Raw genomic sequence first — 22013 nt, forward strand, 5'->3', positions numbered from 1 at the left:
ATTACTTTCCCCTTAAATTTACGTTACCTTTCCCCGCAAGCGGAAAAGAACCTGAGTATTCAAAGAAACTTTGTGGTACATAGTTATTAATTTTCTTCTCATAACAATATTCTATAACCTGTTTTTTACTGGTCACACCGGCCTTTCGATAGATATTTTTAATTATATTGCAGACTGATCTGGTTGATAAATTAAGCTTTTTAGCAATGTCAGGGCTTGAAAAAGCATGTAAAATATAAAATAACACCTCCCACTCTCTTTTGGTAAATGACTCTGATGGCGGGGTAAAGATAAGTGAGGTGGGGACTTTTATTTTATTTAAATGCGTTAATATTATATCTTCTACTGGCCTGGCATGAAAAATAAGCCCCTGTGAAATGCCGTTTTTATCTATTAATGGATACTTATCACAAAAGTAAGGTTGAAAATAGGAACGTCGCTCAAATGCATGGATTTCAATCGTTGTCGCACGTTCTTTCGATAATATCGCCTGACGGTCATGTTCCTGAAATTCAGTCTGAAACTCTGCCGTTGGCGCAGGAAGTTCGCCATCTAATCGCCCTTCCACACTAAATTTATCAGGTAAGCCTAATAATGTACCAAACCTATTATTTGCATAAATAAACACTGACTTGTTATCCTTAACCCCCCAAGCTTCCGAACTATTTTCCCAAAATGGTATTAACATTTTAAGCGAGTTTAGTAGTTTTTTATCCATTTGAACCACCCTCTTAACGTTAGTTTTGCCTTACTCTTCGAATAATCATCCGCCCTCGATAATCGATGAACCTACTGGGCCATATCTCTCGAGGGGAAACACCGATAGCGTCTGCAATAATTACTTCTCCCTTGGGCCACGGGCGTGTTAGCGCGTTAGCTAATGTACTTGGCGAAAGCCCGCTCTCTCTTGATAATGCTGCTAGTGAGCCTTTTGCTTTCCGTATTGCAGCTAAAATATCTTGTCTATGCCAATCTCTATCCATTTTAATTCACTCCCATTAAAAAATTTATTATAAATTCCTTAATTAAATGACTCAGACTAGTTTAGATTTATCTATAGTTAGCTATTTAATAAATAATATTAAGGGTTGATTTATATTTATAAATAGCAAACAGCAGATGTTAATTTATTAAATAACGATTACGCTGTATGATCCAGTGCATTAGTTACTCTTTTTTTAAAAAAACCAAATAAAACAACCCTGCATTATTTAGCTAAACATAAATTATAGATAATTTAACGATGATAAATTAAAGAAAAGGTTAAGAAAGGAGGTTTATAAAATCACACTAAAAAATATTGAAGTAAACCGATAAACAACTCGATAGCACCGTTTATCGGTTTACTATTTCAAATTACTCATTAATTAACTAATAACTAGCCATAAACCAACAAATTCATAGCCACTGAGTTGTTCAAAGAGTTCAGCTGTTGGATTACCCCAATCATTATCACGAACTCCGGTGGCGGGATCGTAATAAAGTCCGTCGGAACCACGAGCTAACATGTGAAGAGCTTGCGGGCCGGAAGCCACACAAATCAATTGTACTTGCCCATGAGCCGGCTCTACATAAACAGCATCCGTATGTACATTTGGCTCCCCTACCACCGCCACACAGGCAGCTTGCTCAGCTGGATACAACGCCCCCAAGGCATATAAGCCAGCAGCGGTGATATTCACCGATACCACCCGTGCGAAATCTATCGCCACAGCAGCCATTGCCGCAGGTGAGTTATATCCGCCACCCGCAACGTTTGCCCCACCATCGGGGTTAAGTATCCCAGTCAGACCATAGATCTTATCCTTAGCGTTAATAAAATCATCGTCTTGTTGAATGACATTATTATTTTCTCCATAAGTGATAATGGTACTTTCCGGCCACAGTGCAAATGCAGCCAATGTGGCAGTTAATGCATAAGCACCACACTCATTACTGAGCGGTGGCTGAGTCAGTTGACTAACAGGATTCGGAAATTGGCCCAATAATAGATTTAGCGAAATACTGGTTGTTAGATTAGGCATATAGCCTCCTCATAGAAATAATAAATAGGGGAGTACAGGTACGGCACTGTTGATCAGGCAGGCCGTACACGCGTGTTTTTATCAAGCAGCGCTAACCGTCCAGGTGCCCTGAGGGTTATAAGTAACATTGAATGCGGTCACACCTTGGGTGGTATCACATATCGCGGACCCAACTGAAGACGTAGAGAAGTTAATAACCGTCCCCGCCTGATAGGTACCCGTTTGGACATAAAAACTCAGCACTGGCTGACAATCGATATTTTTGCTTGGTTCTGCATTGATGAAACTCGACAGTACGCTACTGCCACTGGCACTTTGCACCGCCAACCCCGCGTTAAATACATCTGTGACGGGGTTAAATGCAGGAGTGACAATACGATAAGCACCAGGTTGCACCCCCTCGGTATAAGTCGCGGGAGACAGACCAAGAGAAGGATCAACCGACATTACCGTGGTGTTTGCTGTTTGTACTCCAGCGGTAATAGAGGTCAAATCGACAGGCTGGCTTGAGGTGATATATCCTGAATCTTGCCCAACCAACAAGCTTGGTAGTTGAGATTGCGCTCCAGCATAAAATTGCATTAAACATTCAAAGGTCAGTACAGAACCCGAGCTGGCAAAAGGTGATAACACTTCCTGATAAATACTGTTGGAGTAAACTTTAGCGCCACCGGTATAAATCGCCGGTTTTTGGAAGAAAAAGAAATCCTGCGCTGTCGGGCTGTTATTGATTACGTTAATTGTATATAGAGTACTCATAGTGTGTTCCTTATAAATAAGAGGGAGACATCATTAGGTAGTACATCCGATATTCGCTCTACCCACAGTACAAATTGCAACCTGTGTGACAACTAGATAATCAATTGATTTTTAATAATTAATTAAAATCTAAGGGGTTTAAAAACACCTAGGATGGACGATACTGTCCAAGTGAGAGACGGTGATTGGTCGAAAACGTCCATGCCCCAGAATGCCGCTTCACTCCGGCTTATCCAGTTCAGCCAGCAACTGAATTGCCCGGCTGACAAAAGGTGGAACATGGTGAGAGTCGATGCTTTTCAGAATGGAAGACAGCAAGGCAACCGCTTCAGCTTTTCGTCGCGATTGCCCTAACAAACGAGCCAGTTCACTGGTAGCAATAATTTGTGCGGGAATAATACCCAACGTTTGCGCACTCGCGATGGCGCAGCGAAAGCCTTGTTCAGCGCCAACAATGTCATTCAATGCCAGTCTGGCACGGGCTTTGACGACCATCAACTCACTAAGATAGGCGCGTTCTTGATACTTAAATGCCAAGTCCAATGCCTGTGACATCAGTACATCACATTGTTGCGGCTCACCTGATTGCAGCAATAACTCGCCACGTTTCCATGCCTGGAAGGAGTGAAAAAGCTTTCCTCCTTGGCACAACAGATGGCTATCATAACCCTCAATCATATGCTGTTCAGCCTGAACATAGTCATGCTGCATGAGCAAATAACACCCCTTCAGTACCTTCCCTAACCCCTGATAAAAAGTAAATCCATATTGCTGCGCCTGCACTGCTAATTCGTGGGTCAAGCGACCTAAACTGTCACGGTCTTCGAACAAGCAAGCAAGCCACGCCGCGCCCCGTAAGGAGATAACCCGATGAAAAGCAATAATGTCTTCCCCCATAGCACGTGAGGCCAGTTTTTGGGCTACCTCTCTGGATTTTTTAAATTCACCTAGTTGAAATAAAGCCAGCCCTTTCAGGGTCAGTGCCATGCCAACCAAATCCAATCCTTGTTGATCAGCATACTCGCAAGGGGTAGTCAGTAACTTACTGCGAGCTAAACATGTTAAGACTTCTTGATTATCCCCCAACCAAAATAGGGTACTGGCAAGAGCGATATGTGCTTCACTCCATATTGACGCGGTTTTTTCAGTCAGGCCCCATTGCAGTAACTCCTGAGCCAGAGTGCGGACATGCGGTAAATCAAGGGTCACCAACTGGGCCGACCAACGCCAAAAGAGTAATCCTGCCAGCTCAGACTCATCACCTGCTTTTTTACCTAGCGCGATGGCATCATTATGATATTTAAGCGCATCATGGCTTAACCAACCATAAAGTATTTGATAGCTGATACTGAGTTGGCGATAGAGCTTGTAATGAAGCTGTCGAACCTCTTCATCCAAGGTGATTCCCAGCAGTAGTTGTAACCCTTTCTGTAAATCAACGATGGCTTCATGGTAGGCGGAGCAATTCATTAACCGCATACCTTCCTGCAAGTGTTGTAATGCTATTGGCCGTTTATCCATCCGGCCATGAATTCGCCGTTCCACTGACTTACGACTAATCCCTAATAGTTGTGCCGCTGCTGTTTTATTACCGGTAGTACGCTGCAACGCTCGGTCTATCAATAACTGCTCCACCGCAACGAGCTTATCAGCCCCCGGCAATGCCAGCATGGCATCAGCAAGCAGGTCAGATGACACTTTCACTTCGAGTTGTGAGGTTGGCATAAAGGTATCCAACACCTCACGCGTAATTAAATGGCTATCAGATAATGCCGCAAGCCTGTCGACCAGATTGCGCAACTCCCGCACATTACCCGGCCAAGGATACTGCTGTAAGTAAGACATAGCCTGGGAATTGAAAACTAACGGGTGAGTTTGTAACCCTGAGAAATAGTCAATTAATGCGGGGATATCCTCCCTTCGCTGGCTGAGAGCAGGAATATCCAGAGTAATGACACCTAAGCGGTAATAAAGGTCTTCCCTAAAAACACCACTTTTTACCTGAGCAAGTAAATTTCGGTGAGTGGCAGCGACCACTCGCCCATTAAAGTGGCGAATGTCGCTGCTGCCGATAGGCCGGAAAGTACGAGTTTCCAATGCACGCAATAACTTAGGCTGTACTGACAAAGGCATTTCACCTATTTCATCTAAAAACAGCGTGCCATTACCGACCATTTCCAGATGACCACGCCGATCGCCAGAGGCACCAGTAAATGCACCTTTGACATGACCAAATAGCTCAGCTTCAACCAAATGCTCAGGGATTGCGCCACAGTTGAGATCAATAAATGGAGCTGAAGGATTTTTGCTACGTTGGTGTATCAGTTGGGCAATAACTTCTTTTCCACACCCAGTAGGGCCACAAATCAGTAAAGTTTGTTGTGATGGCGCAACCCGGTCAACTAAACGTAAAAGTTGCTTAAATGCTGCGGATGAACCAATAACATTAATTGATGTTTTCTCATTACATACCATCATAACTCCCTCCTTGACACCAAGGATGGGGAATCAAAATCGAACCATCTGGAGGTGATTGCTGTGATTCAAAAAGAAATAAGACAAGTATCTACGCATGATTTTATTTAATTATATCAATCATATTTAGTATATTGGTCAGTGGGTAACACTGAGAAAATTACTTTTTGATTCGCCTCCAAAAAATGATCAATCAGAAACATGAATATATAACTGTAAGTTATCTATTGAATATTGCACATACCACAGCAAAGAATTCGATAAATTAGTGCGAGGGGTCACAGGAAAAGAATGTATAGATAGAACGCGGGAGGATAAAAGAAAGTTATAAATGTACACCCGCTCATCTGTTATCAGTAAAGCGGGCATAGCGGAGGGCGTGAATTAACTCACGGCATCCTCTCCAGCAGCAACTGGCAACACCATGTAAGTTCCTGAAAAAACAGCACCAGCATCTTCATCACCGAATAGATTCACGTCTAACTGCACTCTGGCACGACGGCCACGGGCCAATCTATCCAGATCACCACTCAGGGAGCTTAGCTCAGCCACTGCCCGGGGCCGACCAGTAACCGGCGCACTGTAACGAATGTGGGCATCAGCGAGAATAATCGTGCCGCCCAAATGGCGCTCACGCAATAATAGCCAAATCAAGCCCCAGCCCGTCAGGGTCGCCAACGAAAAAAGGCTACCAGCAAATAAGGTATGGTGAGGATTTTGATTACCCGCCTCTGGCATGGTAGTGACAAAACGCTGGCCGGTATATTGGCTGATGCGCACCCCCATTTTTTCACTAAGCGGAATATGGTCGTACCAGGCTTGCTGCAACTGACCGCACCAATCAGGGCGATGCAGAATATCGTCCATGGTCACAACCGGTTTTATCATTAAAAAGTGGCGCACAGGTGTGGTTTGCGGGGCGGTTATTTCCCCCTGGCTGACAAAGCCCAGCTTGGCGAAGAAATCTACCGCATCTTCACGCGCGCTACACACAACTCGCTTCACCCCCTCCTGCCGCGCAACTGACTCTAAGGTCATTGCCACCAGCGTTCCCAAACCTTTGGCGCGCACTGATGGGTCAACGGCCAAAAAACGAATCGCAGCCTCATTATCTGCATTGATATATAACCGCCCAATAGCGACAGGTTTACCCTGCTCATCCACCACCATTTGATGATGGGCCATCGCATCATAAGCATCTTTCTCTGAGCCAACCGGTTGGTGCAACGGCTTGCGTAACATTTCCCAGCGGAATTGATAATAATCTTTGAGTTCTTGTTCTGTTATGGGCACACGCAAGTGATACATAGAAGCATTCTCTCTTTAAAATTATCAATAAAATAACCCTCAGTTTTGGGCACTATTCTGCCTCTAGACCTGTAACCAGAAAGTCACTGGGCCATCGTTTACCAAACTGACTTTCATATCTGCGGCAAATAATCCCGTTTCCGTTTTTACACCACGCTCACGACACAGGGCAACAAAATACTGATAAAGCCGATCAGCTTCTGCCGGAACTGCACCACGGGAAAAGCTTGGTCTCATGCCTTTTTGCGTATCTGCCACTAGTGTAAATTGCGAGACGACTAGCACACTGCCACCAGCTTGCAGGACGTTGAGATTCATTTTATCGTTCTCATCGCCAAAAATCCGGTACCCCAAAACCTTTTCACATAGACGCTGTGCTTTTTGCTCGGTGTCCTCTTGTTCGACCCCCAGCAATATCAATAATCCAGGCCCAATCTCACCGACAATATTCCCATCTACGACAACACTGGCGCTAAGCGCCCGTTGAATCAACGCAATCATAATGCCTTACATCTCCTGACTCTGGTTTTCCTCAATGACCACTTTAGACCGCTGTGCTCGATACTCACCCAAGGTCACGGTGATTTCTGCCCCCAGTAACACGATGCACCAACTCCAGTAAACCCAAAGGAATAAGATGGGGATAACCGCCAGCACCCCGTAAATCAACTGATAAGACGGAAACAGCGTGATATACATCGTGAATCCTTTCTTACCCAATTCGAAGAGCAATGCAGCCACCAGCGCACCAATAAGTGCATCCCGGGCAGGCACCCGTACTGTCGGAACCACACTGTACAATAACCAAAAAGAAACCCAGGAAATCAAGAGAGGAAATAGCCGTAATGTCTCATCAATCATGCTGTCTACCTGGGCATTTGCCAGCCATTGCAATGAAAGCAGGTATGAGCTGATCACCATACTGGCCCCGACGAGAATTGGCCCTAATGTCAGTACCATCCAATAAACGGCAAATGAAAACACCAGTGACCGGTGAACCTTACTGCGCCAGATAATGTTAAGCACACTGTCGACGGAGTAAATCAGCAGCAGTGCTGTCACAATCAAGCCGCAGGTGCCCACCACCGTCATACGATTTGAGTTGGCAACAAACTGCTCAAGGTAGTTTTGGATAATATCGCCAGTGGCAGGCATAAAATTGGCAAATATGAAGGCTTTCAATTTTATGCTGATATCAGCAAACATGGGAAAAGCCGCGAACAGAGCAAAAATCACAGTGACCAATGGCACTAGAGAAAGTAATGACACATACGCCAGATGCCCAGCCAGCATGGTTAACCCATCTTTATCTATTCGGGTGTAAAGCATTCGCCCGAACGTAATGTAGGGTTTTAAAGATGCAGATAAGCGAAAACGCAGAAAACTCGCCATGTTTATCTCTCAGTCAATACCGGTGTTTAGGCTCGGTTATGGGTTAGCGTGATATTTAAGGCTAACCCATTAACGTCTGGAGTAAGAACTTATCAGGGAAAATAAGCAGGAATAACCTTTCGGTCTATGACATGAATTGCGGTGATACCTACAATTCTGGCTGCAACAACATTTGCTTCAACATCATCAAAGAATACCGCCTGCTCCGCCGGGATGTTTTCCGCACTCAGCACATGCTGATAAATTCTCGCTTCCGGCTTGCGCATGCCCAAATCCTGGGACAGATACATATGGTCAGCGGCAGCCACCACTTCAGGGTAATGTTGGGGCCAGTGATTACAATGCAGCCGGTTAGTATTGGATAACACCACCACCCGATGCCCTTCCTGACGCAACTTTTGCATAATGGCGATCACTTCCGGGCGCAAAGCGACAAATACCGCCTGCCAGCCTTCGGCAAACTGTTCAAAACTTAGAGATAGCCCCATCTCATCACTGAGCTGGTGAGCAAACTCTTCATCGCTAATTTCACCGCGCTCATGCTGCTGGAAGACCTCGCCCATGGTAAACCGCTCACTCAACGTCGCCAGCGGGACACTGCTTAATTTGCTCCAAACGCCCAATACGCGTTTGAAGTCGATATCGACAATCACATTACCTAGATCAAAGATATACAGCATGGCGCTCTCCCAATTAGATGGTGAGTTTCACTGTAACGGGAAAAGGGAAAACTGAACAGAGAGAGGAAGAAAAAGGAGGGGTCAGTCAGGAAAAATAATATTTTTATAACAATGGCAAAAAAATAGGATGTATCCTCAAAAACCTTGGAGTTGCAACAAGGCAGCAAGTGAACTTATCCCGATGAGCTTACTCAGGTAAGTGATTCGGGTTAGTAAGCGAAGCTAACACAGTTGCAGCTTCAAGGGTGCGGCGAATAGAACTCAGGGCGCAGCTAGCGCCCTAAGTATCAGCAGTACCAAGAAGAATTAACCTTCTTTAGGACCACGACCTGCACGCTTACGATCGTTTTCCGTCAAGTGACGCTTACGGATACGAATTGATTGCGGGGTAACTTCTACCAATTCATCGTCATCGATGAATTCCAGTGCCTGTTCAAGAGTTTTCTTCAAGAAAGGAACCAGAGTGGTTGCTTCGTCAGTACCGGATGCACGCATGTTGGTCAGTTGCTTACCGGTCAGGCAGTTTACAGTCAGGTCGTTAGAACGTGAGTGAATACCGATGATCTGGCCTTCATACACTTCAGTCGCGTGACCAATAAACAGCTTGCCGCGGTCTTGCAGTTTGTACAGTGCGAATGCCACAGCTTTACCCTGACCGTTAGAGATCAGTACGCCGTTTTGACGTTGGCCGATCTCGCCTGGACGCACATCATCGTAGTGACTGAATGTGGAGTACAGCAGACCAGTACCAGAAGTCATAGTCATGAATTCAGTACGGAAGCCAATCAGGCCACGGCTTGGGATCATATAATCCAGACGAATACGACCTTTGCCGTCTGGAACCATGTCCTTCACGTCACCCTTACGCTCACCCATGGCTTGCATTACTGCGCCCTGGTGCTGTTCTTCGATATCCAGAGTTACGCTTTCAAATGGTTCTTGATTACGGCCGTCGATAACACGGTTGATAACTTTAGGACGGGAAACAGCCAGCTCGAAACCTTCGCGGCGCATGTTTTCGATCAGAACCGACAGGTGAAGTTCACCACGGCCTGATACGCGGAATGCGTCAGCATCTTCAGTTTCTTCAACACGCAGTGCTACGTTATGAATCAGCTCTTTGTTCAAACGGTCAAGGATCTGACGTGAAGTCACGTACTTGCCTTCTTTACCACAGAACGGAGAGGTGTTAACGCAGAAATACATGGTAACAGTTGGTTCATCAACAGACAGTGCTGGCAATGCTTCAACAGCATTCACATCACAGATAGTGTCAGAGATGTTCAACTCGCCCAAACCGGTGATAGCAACGATATCACCAGCTTCAGCCATAGTTGCTTCGATACGTTCCAGACCCATATGGCCCAGTACTTTAGCGATTTTACCGTTGCGGGTCTTACCTTCGCTATCGATAACAGTAACTTGCTGGTTAGGCTTAACAACACCACGTTTGATACGGCCGATGCCGATAACACCTACGTAGTTGTTGTAGTCCAACTGGGAGATTTGCATCTGCAATGGACCAGTGCTGTCTACGTCTGGTGCAGGCACATGGTCGATGATTGCCTGATACAGCGGAGTCATGTCTGCCGACATATCATTGTGGTCTTCGCCCGCAATACCCATCAATGCTGATGCGTAAATGATAGGGAAGTCCAGTTGTTCGTCAGTGGCATCCAGGTTTACGAACAGGTCGAACACCTGATCGACAACCCAATCTGGACGCGCGCCAGGACGGTCAACTTTGTTGATAACCACGATTGGTTTCAGACCATGAGCAAAGGCTTTCTTGGTCACGAAACGGGTCTGCGGCATCGGGCCATCCATTGCATCGACGACCAGCAGCACAGAGTCAACCATAGACATTACACGCTCAACCTCACCACCGAAATCGGCGTGTCCTGGGGTATCCACGATGTTGATGCGGTAGTCTTTCCAGTTAATGGCGGTATTTTTCGCGAGGATGGTTATCCCACGCTCTTTCTCCAAATCGTTGGAGTCCATTACACGTTCAGTTGCTTCAGCACGTTCACCGAACGTACCAGATTGTTGTAGCAACTTATCAACCAGGGTAGTTTTCCCATGGTCAACGTGCGCAATAATGGCGATGTTACGCAGATTCTCGATCACAGCTTTTTTGCCTCAGGCATTTAGAAATAGCGCGCTATTGTACACGTATTAAGCGAGGGACTAAACAAGATCACAAACTTCTCTTATAAACAACCTGACGGCGGTTAGTTTGTGATCCCTTTCACGGTGCAAAAATAGCCTCTCGGCCCACCTTTGCACCAATACAGTGCCCAACGACGCAAATGAAGCACCAAAATAGTGCAATATAACTATCCTGGTGCATACTGAATATCAGCAGACCCCTATGATATGGCATAAACGGGGCGTTTGGAAAGTTGGCATAGATTTCGCAACAGACTTTATGACGCAGTTTAGCATGAATAACGGTCATGAAAAATCAGCATGAGCGTTAGCCTGAATAAAAAGATAACTGAACACCCAAACGATAATCGTTCCACGACGACTATGACAAATCCAGGAGATATAAGTATGTCCGCTGAACATGTTTTGACGATGCTGAATGAGCACGAAGTGAAATTTGTTGATTTGCGCTTCACCGATACCAAAGGGAAAGAGCAGCACATCACTATTCCGGCTCATCAGGTCAACGCTGACTTCTTCGAAGAAGGCAAAATGTTTGATGGCTCCTCGATTGGTGGCTGGAAAGGCATTAACGAATCCGACATGGTACTGATGCCAGACGCCAGCACCGCTGTTATGGATCCGTTCTTCGAAGATTCCACACTGATTATCCGTTGTGACATTCTTGAGCCAGGTACCCTGCAAGGCTATGATCGCGACCCACGTTCAATCTCAAAACGCGCAGAAGAATTCCTGAAATCTTCAGGTATCGCAGATACCGTGCTGTTTGGGCCAGAACCAGAATTCTTCCTGTTTGACGATGTTCGTTTTGGTAGCAGCATCCGTGGCTCTCATGTCGCTATCGATGACATCGAAGGCGCATGGAACTCCAGCACCAAATACGAAGGCGGCAACAAAGGCCACCGTCCGGCAGTGAAAGGCGGTTACTTCCCAGTTCCTCCGGTTGATTCTTCACAGGACCTGCGTTCTACCATGTGTCTGACCATGGAAGAAATGGGCCTGGTAGTAGAAGCGCATCACCATGAAGTGGCTACCGCAGGTCAGAACGAAGTGGCTACTCGCTTCAATACCATGACCAAGAAAGCCGATGAAATTCAGATCTACAAATATGTGGTGCACAACGTGGCACACGCATTCGGCAAAACTGCGACCTTTATGCCAAAACCAATGTTTGGTGATAATGGTTCAGGCATGCACTGCCATATGTCGTTGTCCAAGAACGGTACTAACCTGTTCGCCGGTGACAAATATGCTGGCCTGTCTGAAATGGCGCTGTTCTACATCGGCGGTATCATCAAGCACGCAAAAGCAATTAACGCCTTGGCTAACCCAACGACTAACTCCTACAAGCGTTTGGTCCCAGGCTACGAAGCTCCGGTCATGTTGGCATACTCTGCCCGTAACCGTTCAGCTTCTATCCGTATTCCAGTGGTTGCCAGCCCGAAAGCACGTCGTATTGAAGCACGTTTCCCGGATCCAGCCGCTAACCCATACTTGTGCTTCGCAGCACTGCTGATGGCTGGCCTTGATGGCATCATCAACAAAATTCACCCAGGTGATGCGATGGACAAAAACCTGTATGACTTGCCACCGGAAGAAGAAGCAGAAATTCCAAAAGTTGCAGGTTCACTGGACGAAGCTATGGCTGCACTGAACGAAGACCGCGAGTTCCTGACCCGTGGTGGCGTGTTCACTGACGACGCTATCGATGCTTATATCGAACTGCGTAAAGAAGAAATGGACCGCGTTCGTATGACTCCGCACCCAGTTGAGTTCGAACTGTATTACAGCGTTTAATTTTAGTTTACCCAATAGATTTCAAGGTGTAGGAAGGCGGCAAGCGAGAGAATCCCGATGAGCTTACACCAGTAAGTGATTCGGGTGAGTGAGAGCAGCCAACACACCTACAACTTGAAAGATGAAGGGTTGTTGCCGTGGAAACTTTTGGCCCATCTTCGGATGGGCTTTTTTCTCCACTTTTCGTTTTCGTCATATTTCCTCTGGCTCAGTCACGACTGAACCGATTAGGATGTATTCACCAAAAGAGTGCAGGAGTCTGCGTAATGGCAACAGGCACGCTGCCCGATGCTGGGCAGATCCTTAATTCTCTCATTAATAGTATTCTGCTATTAGATGATGATTTGGCTATCCATTATGCCAATCCCGCTGCGCAGCAACTTCTGGCGCAAAGCTCTCGTAAACTTTTTGGTACACCCCTGCCCGATTTATTAGGCTATTTTTCTCTTAACATCGACCTGATGCGGGAAAGTCTGATCGCCGGTCAAGGTTTTACCGATAACGAGGTGACCGTAGTTGTTGATGGCCGCGCGCATATTTTGTCGCTGACAGCACAATCACTGCCAGAAGGTTTTATATTGCTGGAAATGGCGCCGATGGATAATCAGCGTCGGTTAAGCCAAGAACAATTACAACATGCACAGCAAGTCGCAGCCCGTGATCTGGTTCGTGGGCTGGCTCATGAGATTAAGAACCCGTTAGGTGGCTTACGGGGGGCAGCACAATTATTGTCTAAAGCATTGCCTGATCCGGCATTGTTGGAATATACCAAAGTGATCATTGAGCAGGCAGACCGCTTGCGTAACTTAGTTGATCGCTTATTAGGCCCACAACGGCCCGGTCAACACATCACACAAAGTATCCATCAGGTTGCTGAACGGGTTTGTCAGTTAGTCTCGCTGGAAAAACCAGATAATGTGACGTTAATCCGTGACTATGACCCAAGCTTGCCTGAACTGGCCCATGATCCAGACCAAATTGAACAAGTGTTGCTGAATATCACTCGCAATGCATTACAGGCTTTGGGGGGAGCTGGCGGCACTATTACGCTGCGCACCCGTACTGCGTTTCAGATAACACTGCATGGTATGCGCTATCGTTTGAGCGCTCGCATTGATATTGAAGATGACGGTCCGGGCGTTCCAACGCAATTACAAGATACCGTGTTCTATCCGATGGTAAGTGGTCGCGAGGGGGGAACTGGCCTTGGCTTGTCTATCGCCCGTAATCTTATCGATCAACATTCGGGTAAAATTGAATTCAACAGTTGGCCGGGACATACCGAATTCTCGGTTTACCTGCCTATTCGCCAGTGAGGTTTCTATGCAACGAGGGATAGTCTGGATCGTCGATGACGATAGCTCCATCCGCTGGGTGCTTGAACGTGCACTGACTGGAGCAGGTCTGAACTGTGCAACCTTCGATACCGGTAACCAGGTGTTGGATGCACTCGCGACACAAACCCCGGATGTGTTGTTATCGGATATTCGCATGCCTGGCATGGACGGATTAGCCCTGCTGAAACAGATTAAGCAGCGCCACCCGATGCTCCCGGTCATCATAATGACGGCACATTCTGATTTAGATGCTGCGGTCAGTGCCTATCAGCAAGGGGCTTTTGATTACCTGCCTAAACCTTTTGATATTGATGAAGCCGTAGCTCTGGTTGAGCGGGCTATCAGCCATTATCAGGAGCAGCAGCAACCGGCACGCAGCCAACCAGCCAGCGGCCCAACCGCTGATATCATTGGCGAAGCACCGGCGATGCAAGACGTTTTCCGTATCATCGGCCGCTTATCTCGTTCTTCTATTAGTGTGCTGATTAACGGTGAGTCGGGTACCGGTAAAGAGTTAGTGGCCCATGCGTTACATCGCCACAGCCCACGGGCTAAAGCGCCGTTTATCGCGCTGAATATGGCGGCGATCCCGAAAGATTTAATTGAATCTGAATTATTCGGCCACGAGAAAGGTGCCTTTACCGGCGCGAATCAAGTGCGCCAAGGTCGTTTTGAACAAGCCGATGGCGGCACACTGTTTTTAGATGAAATCGGTGATATGCCATTGGATGTACAGACCCGCCTGCTACGCGTGCTGGCTGATGGTCAGTTTTATCGCGTCGGGGGTTACGCACCGGTCAAAGTAGATGTTCGTATTATTGCCGCTACCCACCAAAATCTGGAGCTGCGTGTTCAGGAAGGTAAATTCCGTGAGGATTTATTCCATCGTCTGAATGTGATTCGGGTACATCTGCCACCGCTGCGTGAACGTCGTGAAGACATTCCGCGTTTGGCTCGTTACTTCTTGCAAGTGGCGGCTAAAGAGTTAGGTGTGGAAGCCAAAAATCTGCACCCTGAGACCGAAGTGGCGCTAACCCGTCTGCCTTGGCAGGGTAACGTGCGCCAACTGGAAAACACCTGTCGCTGGCTGACGGTGATGGCTGCCGGGCAGGAAGTACTGACTCAAGATTTACCTTCTGAATTGTTTGAAACCAGCACGCCAGATGCTTCAGGTCAGCGGACGCCGGACAACTGGGCAACCCTATTGGCACAATGGGCTGAACGCGCCCTACGTTCTGGTCATCAGGATCTGTTATCTGAGGCACAGCCGGAAATGGAGCGCACGCTGTTAACCACGGCATTACGCCATACTCAAGGTCATAAGCAAGAAGCGGCACGTCTGCTGGGTTGGGGCCGCAACACCTTAACGCGGAAGTTAAAAGAGCTGGGAATGGAGTAGTTGGGAGAAACAGAGTAATTCCTGCCTAAATTCCCCCTCAAGGTAATGTTGACCATTGAGGGGGACATCATCAGATCACGCGTGAAAACTGCTGCTTGCGCGCCTGTTTCCGTAAATAGATATCGAAACACATACAAATATTACGAATCAGTAAGCGCCCGCGCGGTGTTACCCGAATGCCTTTATCATCCCGCTCCACCAGCCCATCGTGTTCGAAAGGCGCTAGTAGCTCAAAATCTTCAGCAAAATAATCTGCAAAACGAATACCATACTGCTGCTCAATCGGCTGATAACTGATTTGGAAATTACAAATCAGCGTTTTAATCACATCACGGCGCAAGCAATCATCTTCAGTCATCGCCAAACCACGCCACAGCGCATTGCCACGCTGCTCCACGCAGGAATAGTAAGTCTTCAAATCTTTTTCATTCTGCGCATAGCTGTCACCCAACATGCTGATAGCAGAAACCCCCAAACCGAGTAAATCACTGTCGCCTTGGGTGGTATAACCTTGGAAATTACGGTGTAATTCACCTTCACGCTGCGCAATGGCTAATTCATCATCTGGCCGGGCAAAATGATCCATACCAATAAATTGATAGCCAGACTCAGTTAAGAAACTGATGGTGTGCTGCAAAATATCTAGCCGCTGTTCGGCGCTCGGCAGATCGGCATCTTTAATTTTACGTTGAGCAGCAAACAGACTCGGTAAATGTGCGTAATTGAACACACTCAGGCGATCAGGATTCAGCTCTGCCACCCGTTTGAGGGTAAAAGCAAAACTCTCTGGTGTCTGTTTTGGCAAACCATAAATCAAATCGATATTGGTTGAGTTAAAACCAAGGGCTTTAGCGCGGGCAATCAGGGCAAAGATAAAATCCTCATCCTGCTCACGATTAACCAGCCGTTGAACCTCTTTATTAAAATCTTGCACCCCCATGCTTAGGCGGTTAAACCCCTCAGCACGCAGGTGATCAAGGACATCCAGTTCAATTTCACGTGGGTCTACTTCTATTGATTGCTCAGCACCGGGCAGGAAATCAAAGTTTTCACGTAGCAGATTCATCAGGTGGGTAATTTGTATTTTATTCAGGTAAGTGGGCGTACCACCGCCCCAGTGCATCTGGCTAACCTGACGCCCAACAAATAACGCCGCACGCTGGCGGATCTCTTTTTCCAAGACCGCCAGATACTCATCAGCTTTATGCTGTTGCCGTGTCACCAGCTTATTGCAGCCGCAGAAATAACACAGCTTATGGCAAAACGGGATATGCACATACAGCGACAAAGGCCGTTGTGGGTAACGCTTCACTGCCTGCTGAAAAGCAGATTCATTATAATCTTCACTGAATTCAAGCGCAGTGGGGTACGACGTATAGCGCGGCCCTGAATAATTATATTTTTGAATCAGGGATAAATCCCAAACTATAGCCTGCTCAGACATGTTCATTCCTTCCGATATTTGCGCCTACCGGGCCGGTTAGAGGGCAGATGTTTTCGTTGTCTGGCCGCAGTAGCACTGCGCAACCGCTTTCTTCGTTGCGACAGTAGCCATAGTTTACCCAATAACCACACTAGATAACATGTAAGCAGTAGGGCTATTATCAGGATCACCCAATTCATGGTTTAAAATGTATCTTTTGGGTTACCGCGTTTCAGCAATTGCAAAATGTCTTCCTGCTTTTCTTCTGGCGCTTCGTCATCTTCATCGTCGCCCAATTCAATACCCAATTGTTCCATTAGGGCATCAATACGATCCAACGTCAGATCAACATAAGCCTGATCTTCTTTGCTCAATACTTCATCATTATCCAGACGATCCAGCAATGCATCCAGACGCTCATCGTTTTCCAGCTTAGACAGCTCTTCTTCCGGCGTCAGACGTGGCTTAGCTTCAACTTTAGCCACCGGCTTAGTGGTTGGCTTAGCTTTAACCTTACTCTCAACCACCAGCGGCACGGGTACTTTACTGCCGATACGTGGATCTTTCTCTTGAGTCTCGGACTGGCCCTTCTTATTGCTGCCTTCTACATTGGTTCTCGCCCCTGAGCGATTGCCACTATGTTTCTTCTGACGTTTACGCTCGCGAGCTTCAATATCAAGCTCTACACGGGTCTTTCTAATACGCTTAGGCGTCGCGGTACCTTTCGGGGCCGCAATATTCGCGCGTGGTGCTTTATTTGGCTGCTTCATAACCTGTGCTCTTAAATGGGTAAATAAGTATGGGATCGGATTTAGTATAGGATTGGGCCGGAATCTAGCAGAAAGAAGAGAAAGAAAAAAGGCGGCAGATTAACCTGTCGCCCTTTTTCGCATCTTCTGCGGAAGGATATCCTTACAGCACACTCCCTGCACTGACATAACAACCGGATATCTCCCTCCTGCAATGCGCCATCCTTGTCATATCTGCGGCCCTCAAGGCAACTCAACCAGCGCGCCTGCCAGTATACCTGAACCCTGTTACTTGAAGGGTATAAAAGATAAACCCCCTTTTTTTTGCCTGATGCAGTTATAATCGCTGCATGTAAGCTATCTCTCACGGAGACGACAAATTTTGACTATTAGAAACTATAACTATCACATGACCCACTTCGTCATCAGTGCTCCGGATATCCGCCATCTGCCACGTGATGAAGGTATTGAGGTGGCATTTGCTGGCCGTTCAAATGCCGGTAAATCGAGTGCACTTAATACGTTAACTAACCAGAAAAGTCTGGCCAGAACCAGTAAAACACCCGGCCGTACTCAGCTAATTAACCTATTTGAAGTCGTTGACGGTATTCGTCTGGTTGACTTACCGGGCTATGGCTATGCTGAAGTCCCGGAAGAGATGAAACTCAAATGGCAACGCGCGCTGGGTGAGTATTTGCAAAAGCGTAACTGTCTGAAAGGATTAGTTGTGTTGATGGATATTCGCCATCCACTGAAAGATTTAGATCAGCAGATGATTACCTGGGCGGTTGCGGTTGGCACCCCGGTTCTATTATTGCTGACCAAAGCGGATAAGCTGGCTTCGGGCGCCCGTAAGGCTCAATTGAACATGGTGCGAGAAGCGATTATTCCATTTATGGGTGATATTCAGGTTGAAGCTTTCTCTTCTTTGAAGAAGATTGGCGTCGAAAAACTACGGGAAAAACTGGATACCTGGTTTAGCGAGATACCACCAGAAGTTATGATTGATGATTATGACGATGAAGGTGAGTGAGTAAGCGCTAACAGCAGCCCGCAAGGGCTGTTATCCCCAAGGGTGATGTTTTATATCGCCCTGAGTTAATACCTGGCAATACCACTTCCCCCTAGAGTAAAAAAATCATCAACCCGTATTTTCACGGGTAATGCCGGGCTGTTTTCCTATCGGTTCGCGAAAAGTGCTCACAAATCCCAATAAAAAACGCCCCAGTCAATAAATGACTGGGGCGGCTAATATATAGCCAAATCCGATTACGTGAAGTAAAAGGTCTGAAAGATAGAACATCTTACCTCTGTACCCTACGTCTGTAACTCTACATCATTTTTTCGCGGGGCAAAAGAATTTTTTGTTGTATAGTTACACAAATTGGCACGATTCAGCGCACATCTTCCCCGCATAATGGCGGATAAATGTAGCTTAATTACATAAAATGCTTTATTTATCGCCACTTACCCACAAAGCTAGTGAGCCTGGTCCCAGTTATCACCAACACCGACATCCACCTTCAGTGGTACCGCCAGTTGCATACTCTGCTCCATCAGTTCACGAATCTTTTGTTCCGCGCTTTCCAATACACTTTCATGCACTTCAAACACCAATTCATCGTGTACCTGCATGATTACCCGCACCAATGGTTCTGGTTCCTGTTGTAACCAGGCATCCACTGCAATCATTGCCCGTTTGATAATATCAGCGGCGGTACCTTGCATTGGCGCATTGATAGCTTCACGTTCAGCAGCTTTACGGCGAGTTGCATTACGAGAATGAATGTCTGGCAAATAGAGGCGACGGCCATCCAGCGTGGTGACATAACCTTGATCGGCGGCTTGCTTACGTGTGCGCTCCATGTATTCCAACACACCGGGATAGCGCTCAAAATAGAGATCCATGTAGCGCTGCGCCTCTCCACGGGGAATGCTTAGCTGCCGCGCCAGACCAAAAGCGCTCATACCATAAATAAGACCAAAGTTAATCGCCTTGGCACTGCGGCGTTGTTCAGTTGTGACCTTTTCTAGTGGCATACCAAAGACTTCCGCAGCTGTCGCACGGTGGATATCTTTTCCCGCAGCAAATGCAGCTAATAGCCCTTTATCCTGCGACAAGTGCGCCATAATACGCAGCTCAATCTGTGAGTAGTCAGCCGCCATAATGCGATAGCCTTTAGGCGCAATAAAAGCCTGCCGTATACGACGCCCTTCTTCATTCCGCACTGGAATGTTTTGCAGGTTAGGATCACGTGAGGACAAACGCCCTGTCGCGGTCACCGCCTGGTGATAAGAGGTATGGACCCGGCCCGAAATTGGGTTAATCATCAATGGCAGCTTGTCGGTATAGGTACTTTTCAGCTTAGCCAGACCACGATATTCAAGGATCACCTTCGGCAACGGGTAATCTAATGCCAGCTCAGCCAACACTTCTTCATTAGTTGACGCGGCCCCGCCAGGGGTTTTCTTCAAGATGGGCAGTTTTTGTTTTTCGTACAAGATAGTCTGAAGCTGCTTAGGTGATGCCAGGTTGAACGGCTCTTCAGCCAATTCATGAGCCTGTTTTTCTAACTCATCAAGGCGGATAGTCAGCTCTTTTGAATGTGCGGCCAAGATATTCTGGTCAATCAAGACACCAGTACGCTCGATGCGAGACAGAATTGGCAATAGCGGCATCTCAATTTCCTGGAATACCCGCTTTAACCCTTCACTTTGTTGCAGTTTTGGCCACAGCACCAAATGCAACTGTAGCGTAACGTCGGCATCTTCTGCGGCATAAGGGCCTGCTTGTTCCAACGCAATTTGATTAAAGGTCAGTTGGTTTTTACCCTTACCGGCGATCTCTTCAAAGGTAATAGTTTTGTGGTTGAGATAACGTTCTGCCAGACTATCCATATCATGGCGACCAGCAACACTGTCTAAAACGTAAGATTCCAGCATAGTATCGAAAGCGATACCGCGCAGCTCAATGCCATAACGTGCCAGCATGCTTTGGTCAAACTTGAGATTCTGGCCAACTTTAAGGGCTTTATCGTCTTCCAGTAGTGGTTTTAGCGTGGCCAAAACCCAATCCCGGTCGAGCTGTACAGGAGAGTCCAAATAATCATGCGCCAAGGGTAAATAAGCGGCTTCGCCTGGTGCAACGGCAAAAGAGATACCAATTAAATTGCTGCTAAGCGTATCCAGGCCGTCAGTCTCAGTATCAAACGCGAAAACCTCTGCTTTTTTGAGGCGCTCAATCCACTCTACTAAGGATTTCTCATCCAAAATGGTCTGATAATTTTCTTGTGATAGTACTGCGGTGACCTCAACCGCATCAGCTGGCTCTACTGCCACAAAAGCTTTATTACTTGTTTGTGCCGTTGGCCGATCTTTTTTACCGTCCAGCCATTTGCCCGCTTCTACATCCACTAACCAGCGCTTAAATTCATAACGGCTGAATAACTGATGTAATTGATCATCATCTGGGGGGGAAACTTTTAGCTCATCACAAGTCACATCCAATTCAACATCTGTTTTAATGGTGGCTAATTTATAGGAGAGATAAGCAACATCTTTATTCTGCTCTAACTTGGCTGACATGGTTTTGGCACCACGGAATGTCAGTGTGGATATTTTATCCAAATTACTGAACAGCGCATCCAGCCCACCCAAACCTTGCAATAAAGCTTGTGCGGTCTTTTCGCCAACACCTGGAACCCCTGGAATATTGTCTGAGGAGTCCCCCATTAGTGCTAGAAAATCAATAATCAATTCAGGAGGTACACCATATTTTTCACAGACTTCCTGTGGCCCCAAAATAGCGTTATTCATTGTATTGATTAAAGTGATATTTGGCGTAACTAATTGCGCCATATCCTTATCACCGGTACTGATTAATACAGCATGACCTGCTTTTTCAGCTTCCTGCGCTAAAGTACCAATAACATCGTCGGCCTCAACACCGGAGACAACCAATAAAGGTAGCCCCATTGCCTTAACCATTTGGTGCAACGGCTCAATTTGAGCTCGCAAATCATCTGGCATCGGTGGCCGGTGGGATTTATAGTCAGCGAAAAGCTCATCACGGAATGTTTTACCTTTAGCATCGAATACTACCGCTACATGGCTAGGACGATATTGCAGCAATAGACTGCGCAACATGTTCAACACGCCGTACATCGCACCCGTTGGTTCACCGCTGCCGTTGGTCAGTGGTGGGAACGCATGGTAAGCACGATAGAGGTAAGAGGAACCGTCAACGAGGATCAATGGGTTTTCTGCAATCTGGGCCATAGGGTTTCTTCATCTTTATTCAGCAAGGTCTAACGCTAAGAATGCCATAGCTGGCGACAAGAGACGAATTTTAGCGTCCATTGTTGTGCGAAAGAGAGCATTTTTACGTAGTGATCCTGAAGATCCAATCTGTGGATAACTTTGTGAGTAAAAGCATGTGCAGATTATATCTGCTCTACTTATTTTTTAGAGGTAATATTTAAAATTATAATAATCATAT

General features: G+C 46.7%; 17 protein-coding genes. 4 read left to right on the top strand and 13 right to left on the bottom strand.

The annotated features are described in order from the left end of the window. Nucleotide 1: 1 nt before the first annotated feature. From V1955_RS21945 to typA, 10 genes are all read right to left on the bottom strand, one after another. Nucleotides 2-718: a helix-turn-helix transcriptional regulator gene (locus V1955_RS21945; protein ID WP_442821396.1), complete on the bottom strand. Its 717-nt coding sequence runs from the start codon at nucleotides 716-718 to the stop codon at nucleotides 2-4. Between the two features lie 19 nt (nucleotides 719-737). Beyond that, complete coding sequence (locus tag V1955_RS21950; protein WP_083161647.1) at nucleotides 738-983, bottom strand: helix-turn-helix domain-containing protein; 246 nt, start codon at nucleotides 981-983, stop codon at nucleotides 738-740. 384 nt (nucleotides 984-1367) lie between these two features. Next, a complete protein-coding gene (locus V1955_RS21955) occupies nucleotides 1368-2024 on the bottom strand; it encodes a hypothetical protein (protein ID WP_083161645.1) in 657 nt (218 codons plus the stop codon). Nucleotides 2025-2105: 81 nt separating this feature from the next. Next, nucleotides 2106-2783 carry a hypothetical protein gene (locus tag V1955_RS21960; RefSeq protein WP_083161643.1) on the bottom strand — a complete coding sequence of 226 codons (678 nt, stop codon included), beginning with the start codon at nucleotides 2781-2783 and terminating at the stop codon, nucleotides 2106-2108. 219 nt (nucleotides 2784-3002) lie between these two features. Further along, entirely contained in the window at nucleotides 3003-5261 is a 2259-nt protein-coding gene (locus V1955_RS21965; RefSeq protein WP_083161641.1) for a sigma-54 interaction domain-containing protein, read from the bottom strand. Nucleotides 5262-5642: 381 nt separating this feature from the next. After that, the gene (gene fabY / locus V1955_RS21970; RefSeq protein WP_083161639.1) at nucleotides 5643-6566 is read right to left on the bottom strand and encodes a fatty acid biosynthesis protein FabY; all 924 of its coding nucleotides are present in this window, start codon (nucleotides 6564-6566) and stop codon (nucleotides 5643-5645) included. A 63-nt stretch (nucleotides 6567-6629) separates the two neighbouring features. Further along, the gene (gene dtd / locus V1955_RS21975) at nucleotides 6630-7067 is read right to left on the bottom strand and encodes a D-aminoacyl-tRNA deacylase (protein WP_442821397.1); all 438 of its coding nucleotides are present in this window, start codon (nucleotides 7065-7067) and stop codon (nucleotides 6630-6632) included. A gap of 6 nt (nucleotides 7068-7073) precedes the next feature. Then, nucleotides 7074-7958, bottom strand: coding sequence for a virulence factor BrkB family protein (locus tag V1955_RS21980; protein WP_083161635.1), 885 nt, complete (start codon nucleotides 7956-7958; stop codon nucleotides 7074-7076). Between the two features lie 92 nt (nucleotides 7959-8050). Next, nucleotides 8051-8638, bottom strand: coding sequence for a glucose-1-phosphatase (yihX, locus tag V1955_RS21985; RefSeq protein ID WP_083161633.1), 588 nt, complete (start codon nucleotides 8636-8638; stop codon nucleotides 8051-8053). A gap of 306 nt (nucleotides 8639-8944) precedes the next feature. Further along, nucleotides 8945-10768, bottom strand: a complete 1824-nt coding sequence (typA, locus tag V1955_RS21990) for a ribosome-dependent GTPase TypA (protein ID WP_042568870.1) — start codon at nucleotides 10766-10768, stop codon at nucleotides 8945-8947. 429 nt (nucleotides 10769-11197) lie between these two features. Between typA and glnA the strand changes: the two genes are divergently transcribed. The 3 genes from glnA to glnG all read left to right on the top strand — a co-directional run bounded on the left by glnA (nucleotide 11198) and on the right by glnG (nucleotide 15343). Next, nucleotides 11198-12607, top strand: coding sequence for a glutamate--ammonia ligase (gene glnA / locus V1955_RS21995; RefSeq protein ID WP_004392048.1), 1410 nt, complete (start codon nucleotides 11198-11200; stop codon nucleotides 12605-12607). A gap of 266 nt (nucleotides 12608-12873) precedes the next feature. Next, nucleotides 12874-13923 (top strand): nitrogen regulation protein NR(II), encoded by a 1050-nt coding sequence (gene glnL / locus V1955_RS22000; RefSeq protein WP_083161629.1) that lies wholly within the window; start codon nucleotides 12874-12876, stop codon nucleotides 13921-13923. Between the two features lie 7 nt (nucleotides 13924-13930). Further along, nucleotides 13931-15343, top strand: a complete 1413-nt coding sequence (gene glnG, locus V1955_RS22005) for a nitrogen regulation protein NR(I) (protein WP_042568869.1) — start codon at nucleotides 13931-13933, stop codon at nucleotides 15341-15343. Between the two features lie 70 nt (nucleotides 15344-15413). Here the strand turns inward: glnG and hemN are convergent, their stop codons facing one another. Together hemN and yihI are read right to left on the bottom strand one after the other, a co-directional pair. Beyond that, nucleotides 15414-16787 (bottom strand): oxygen-independent coproporphyrinogen III oxidase, encoded by a 1374-nt coding sequence (gene hemN, locus V1955_RS22010; protein ID WP_083161627.1) that lies wholly within the window; start codon nucleotides 16785-16787, stop codon nucleotides 15414-15416. Between the two features lie 182 nt (nucleotides 16788-16969). Continuing rightward, nucleotides 16970-17536, bottom strand: a complete 567-nt coding sequence (yihI, locus tag V1955_RS22015; RefSeq protein ID WP_083161625.1) for a Der GTPase-activating protein YihI — start codon at nucleotides 17534-17536, stop codon at nucleotides 16970-16972. Nucleotides 17537-17897: 361 nt separating this feature from the next. Between yihI and yihA the strand changes: the two genes are divergently transcribed. Continuing rightward, nucleotides 17898-18548, top strand: coding sequence for a ribosome biogenesis GTP-binding protein YihA/YsxC (yihA, locus tag V1955_RS22020; RefSeq protein ID WP_032907610.1), 651 nt, complete (start codon nucleotides 17898-17900; stop codon nucleotides 18546-18548). Between the two features lie 446 nt (nucleotides 18549-18994). Here the strand turns inward: yihA and polA are convergent, their stop codons facing one another. Continuing rightward, nucleotides 18995-21793 carry a DNA polymerase I gene (polA, locus tag V1955_RS22025; RefSeq protein ID WP_420073476.1) on the bottom strand — a complete coding sequence of 933 codons (2799 nt, stop codon included), beginning with the start codon at nucleotides 21791-21793 and terminating at the stop codon, nucleotides 18995-18997. Nucleotides 21794-22013: the final 220 nt, after the last annotated feature.

The organism is Yersinia sp. 2545 StPb PI (genome assembly GCF_052217125.1).
GTDB lineage: Bacteria > Pseudomonadota > Gammaproteobacteria > Enterobacterales > Enterobacteriaceae > Yersinia > Yersinia enterocolitica_E.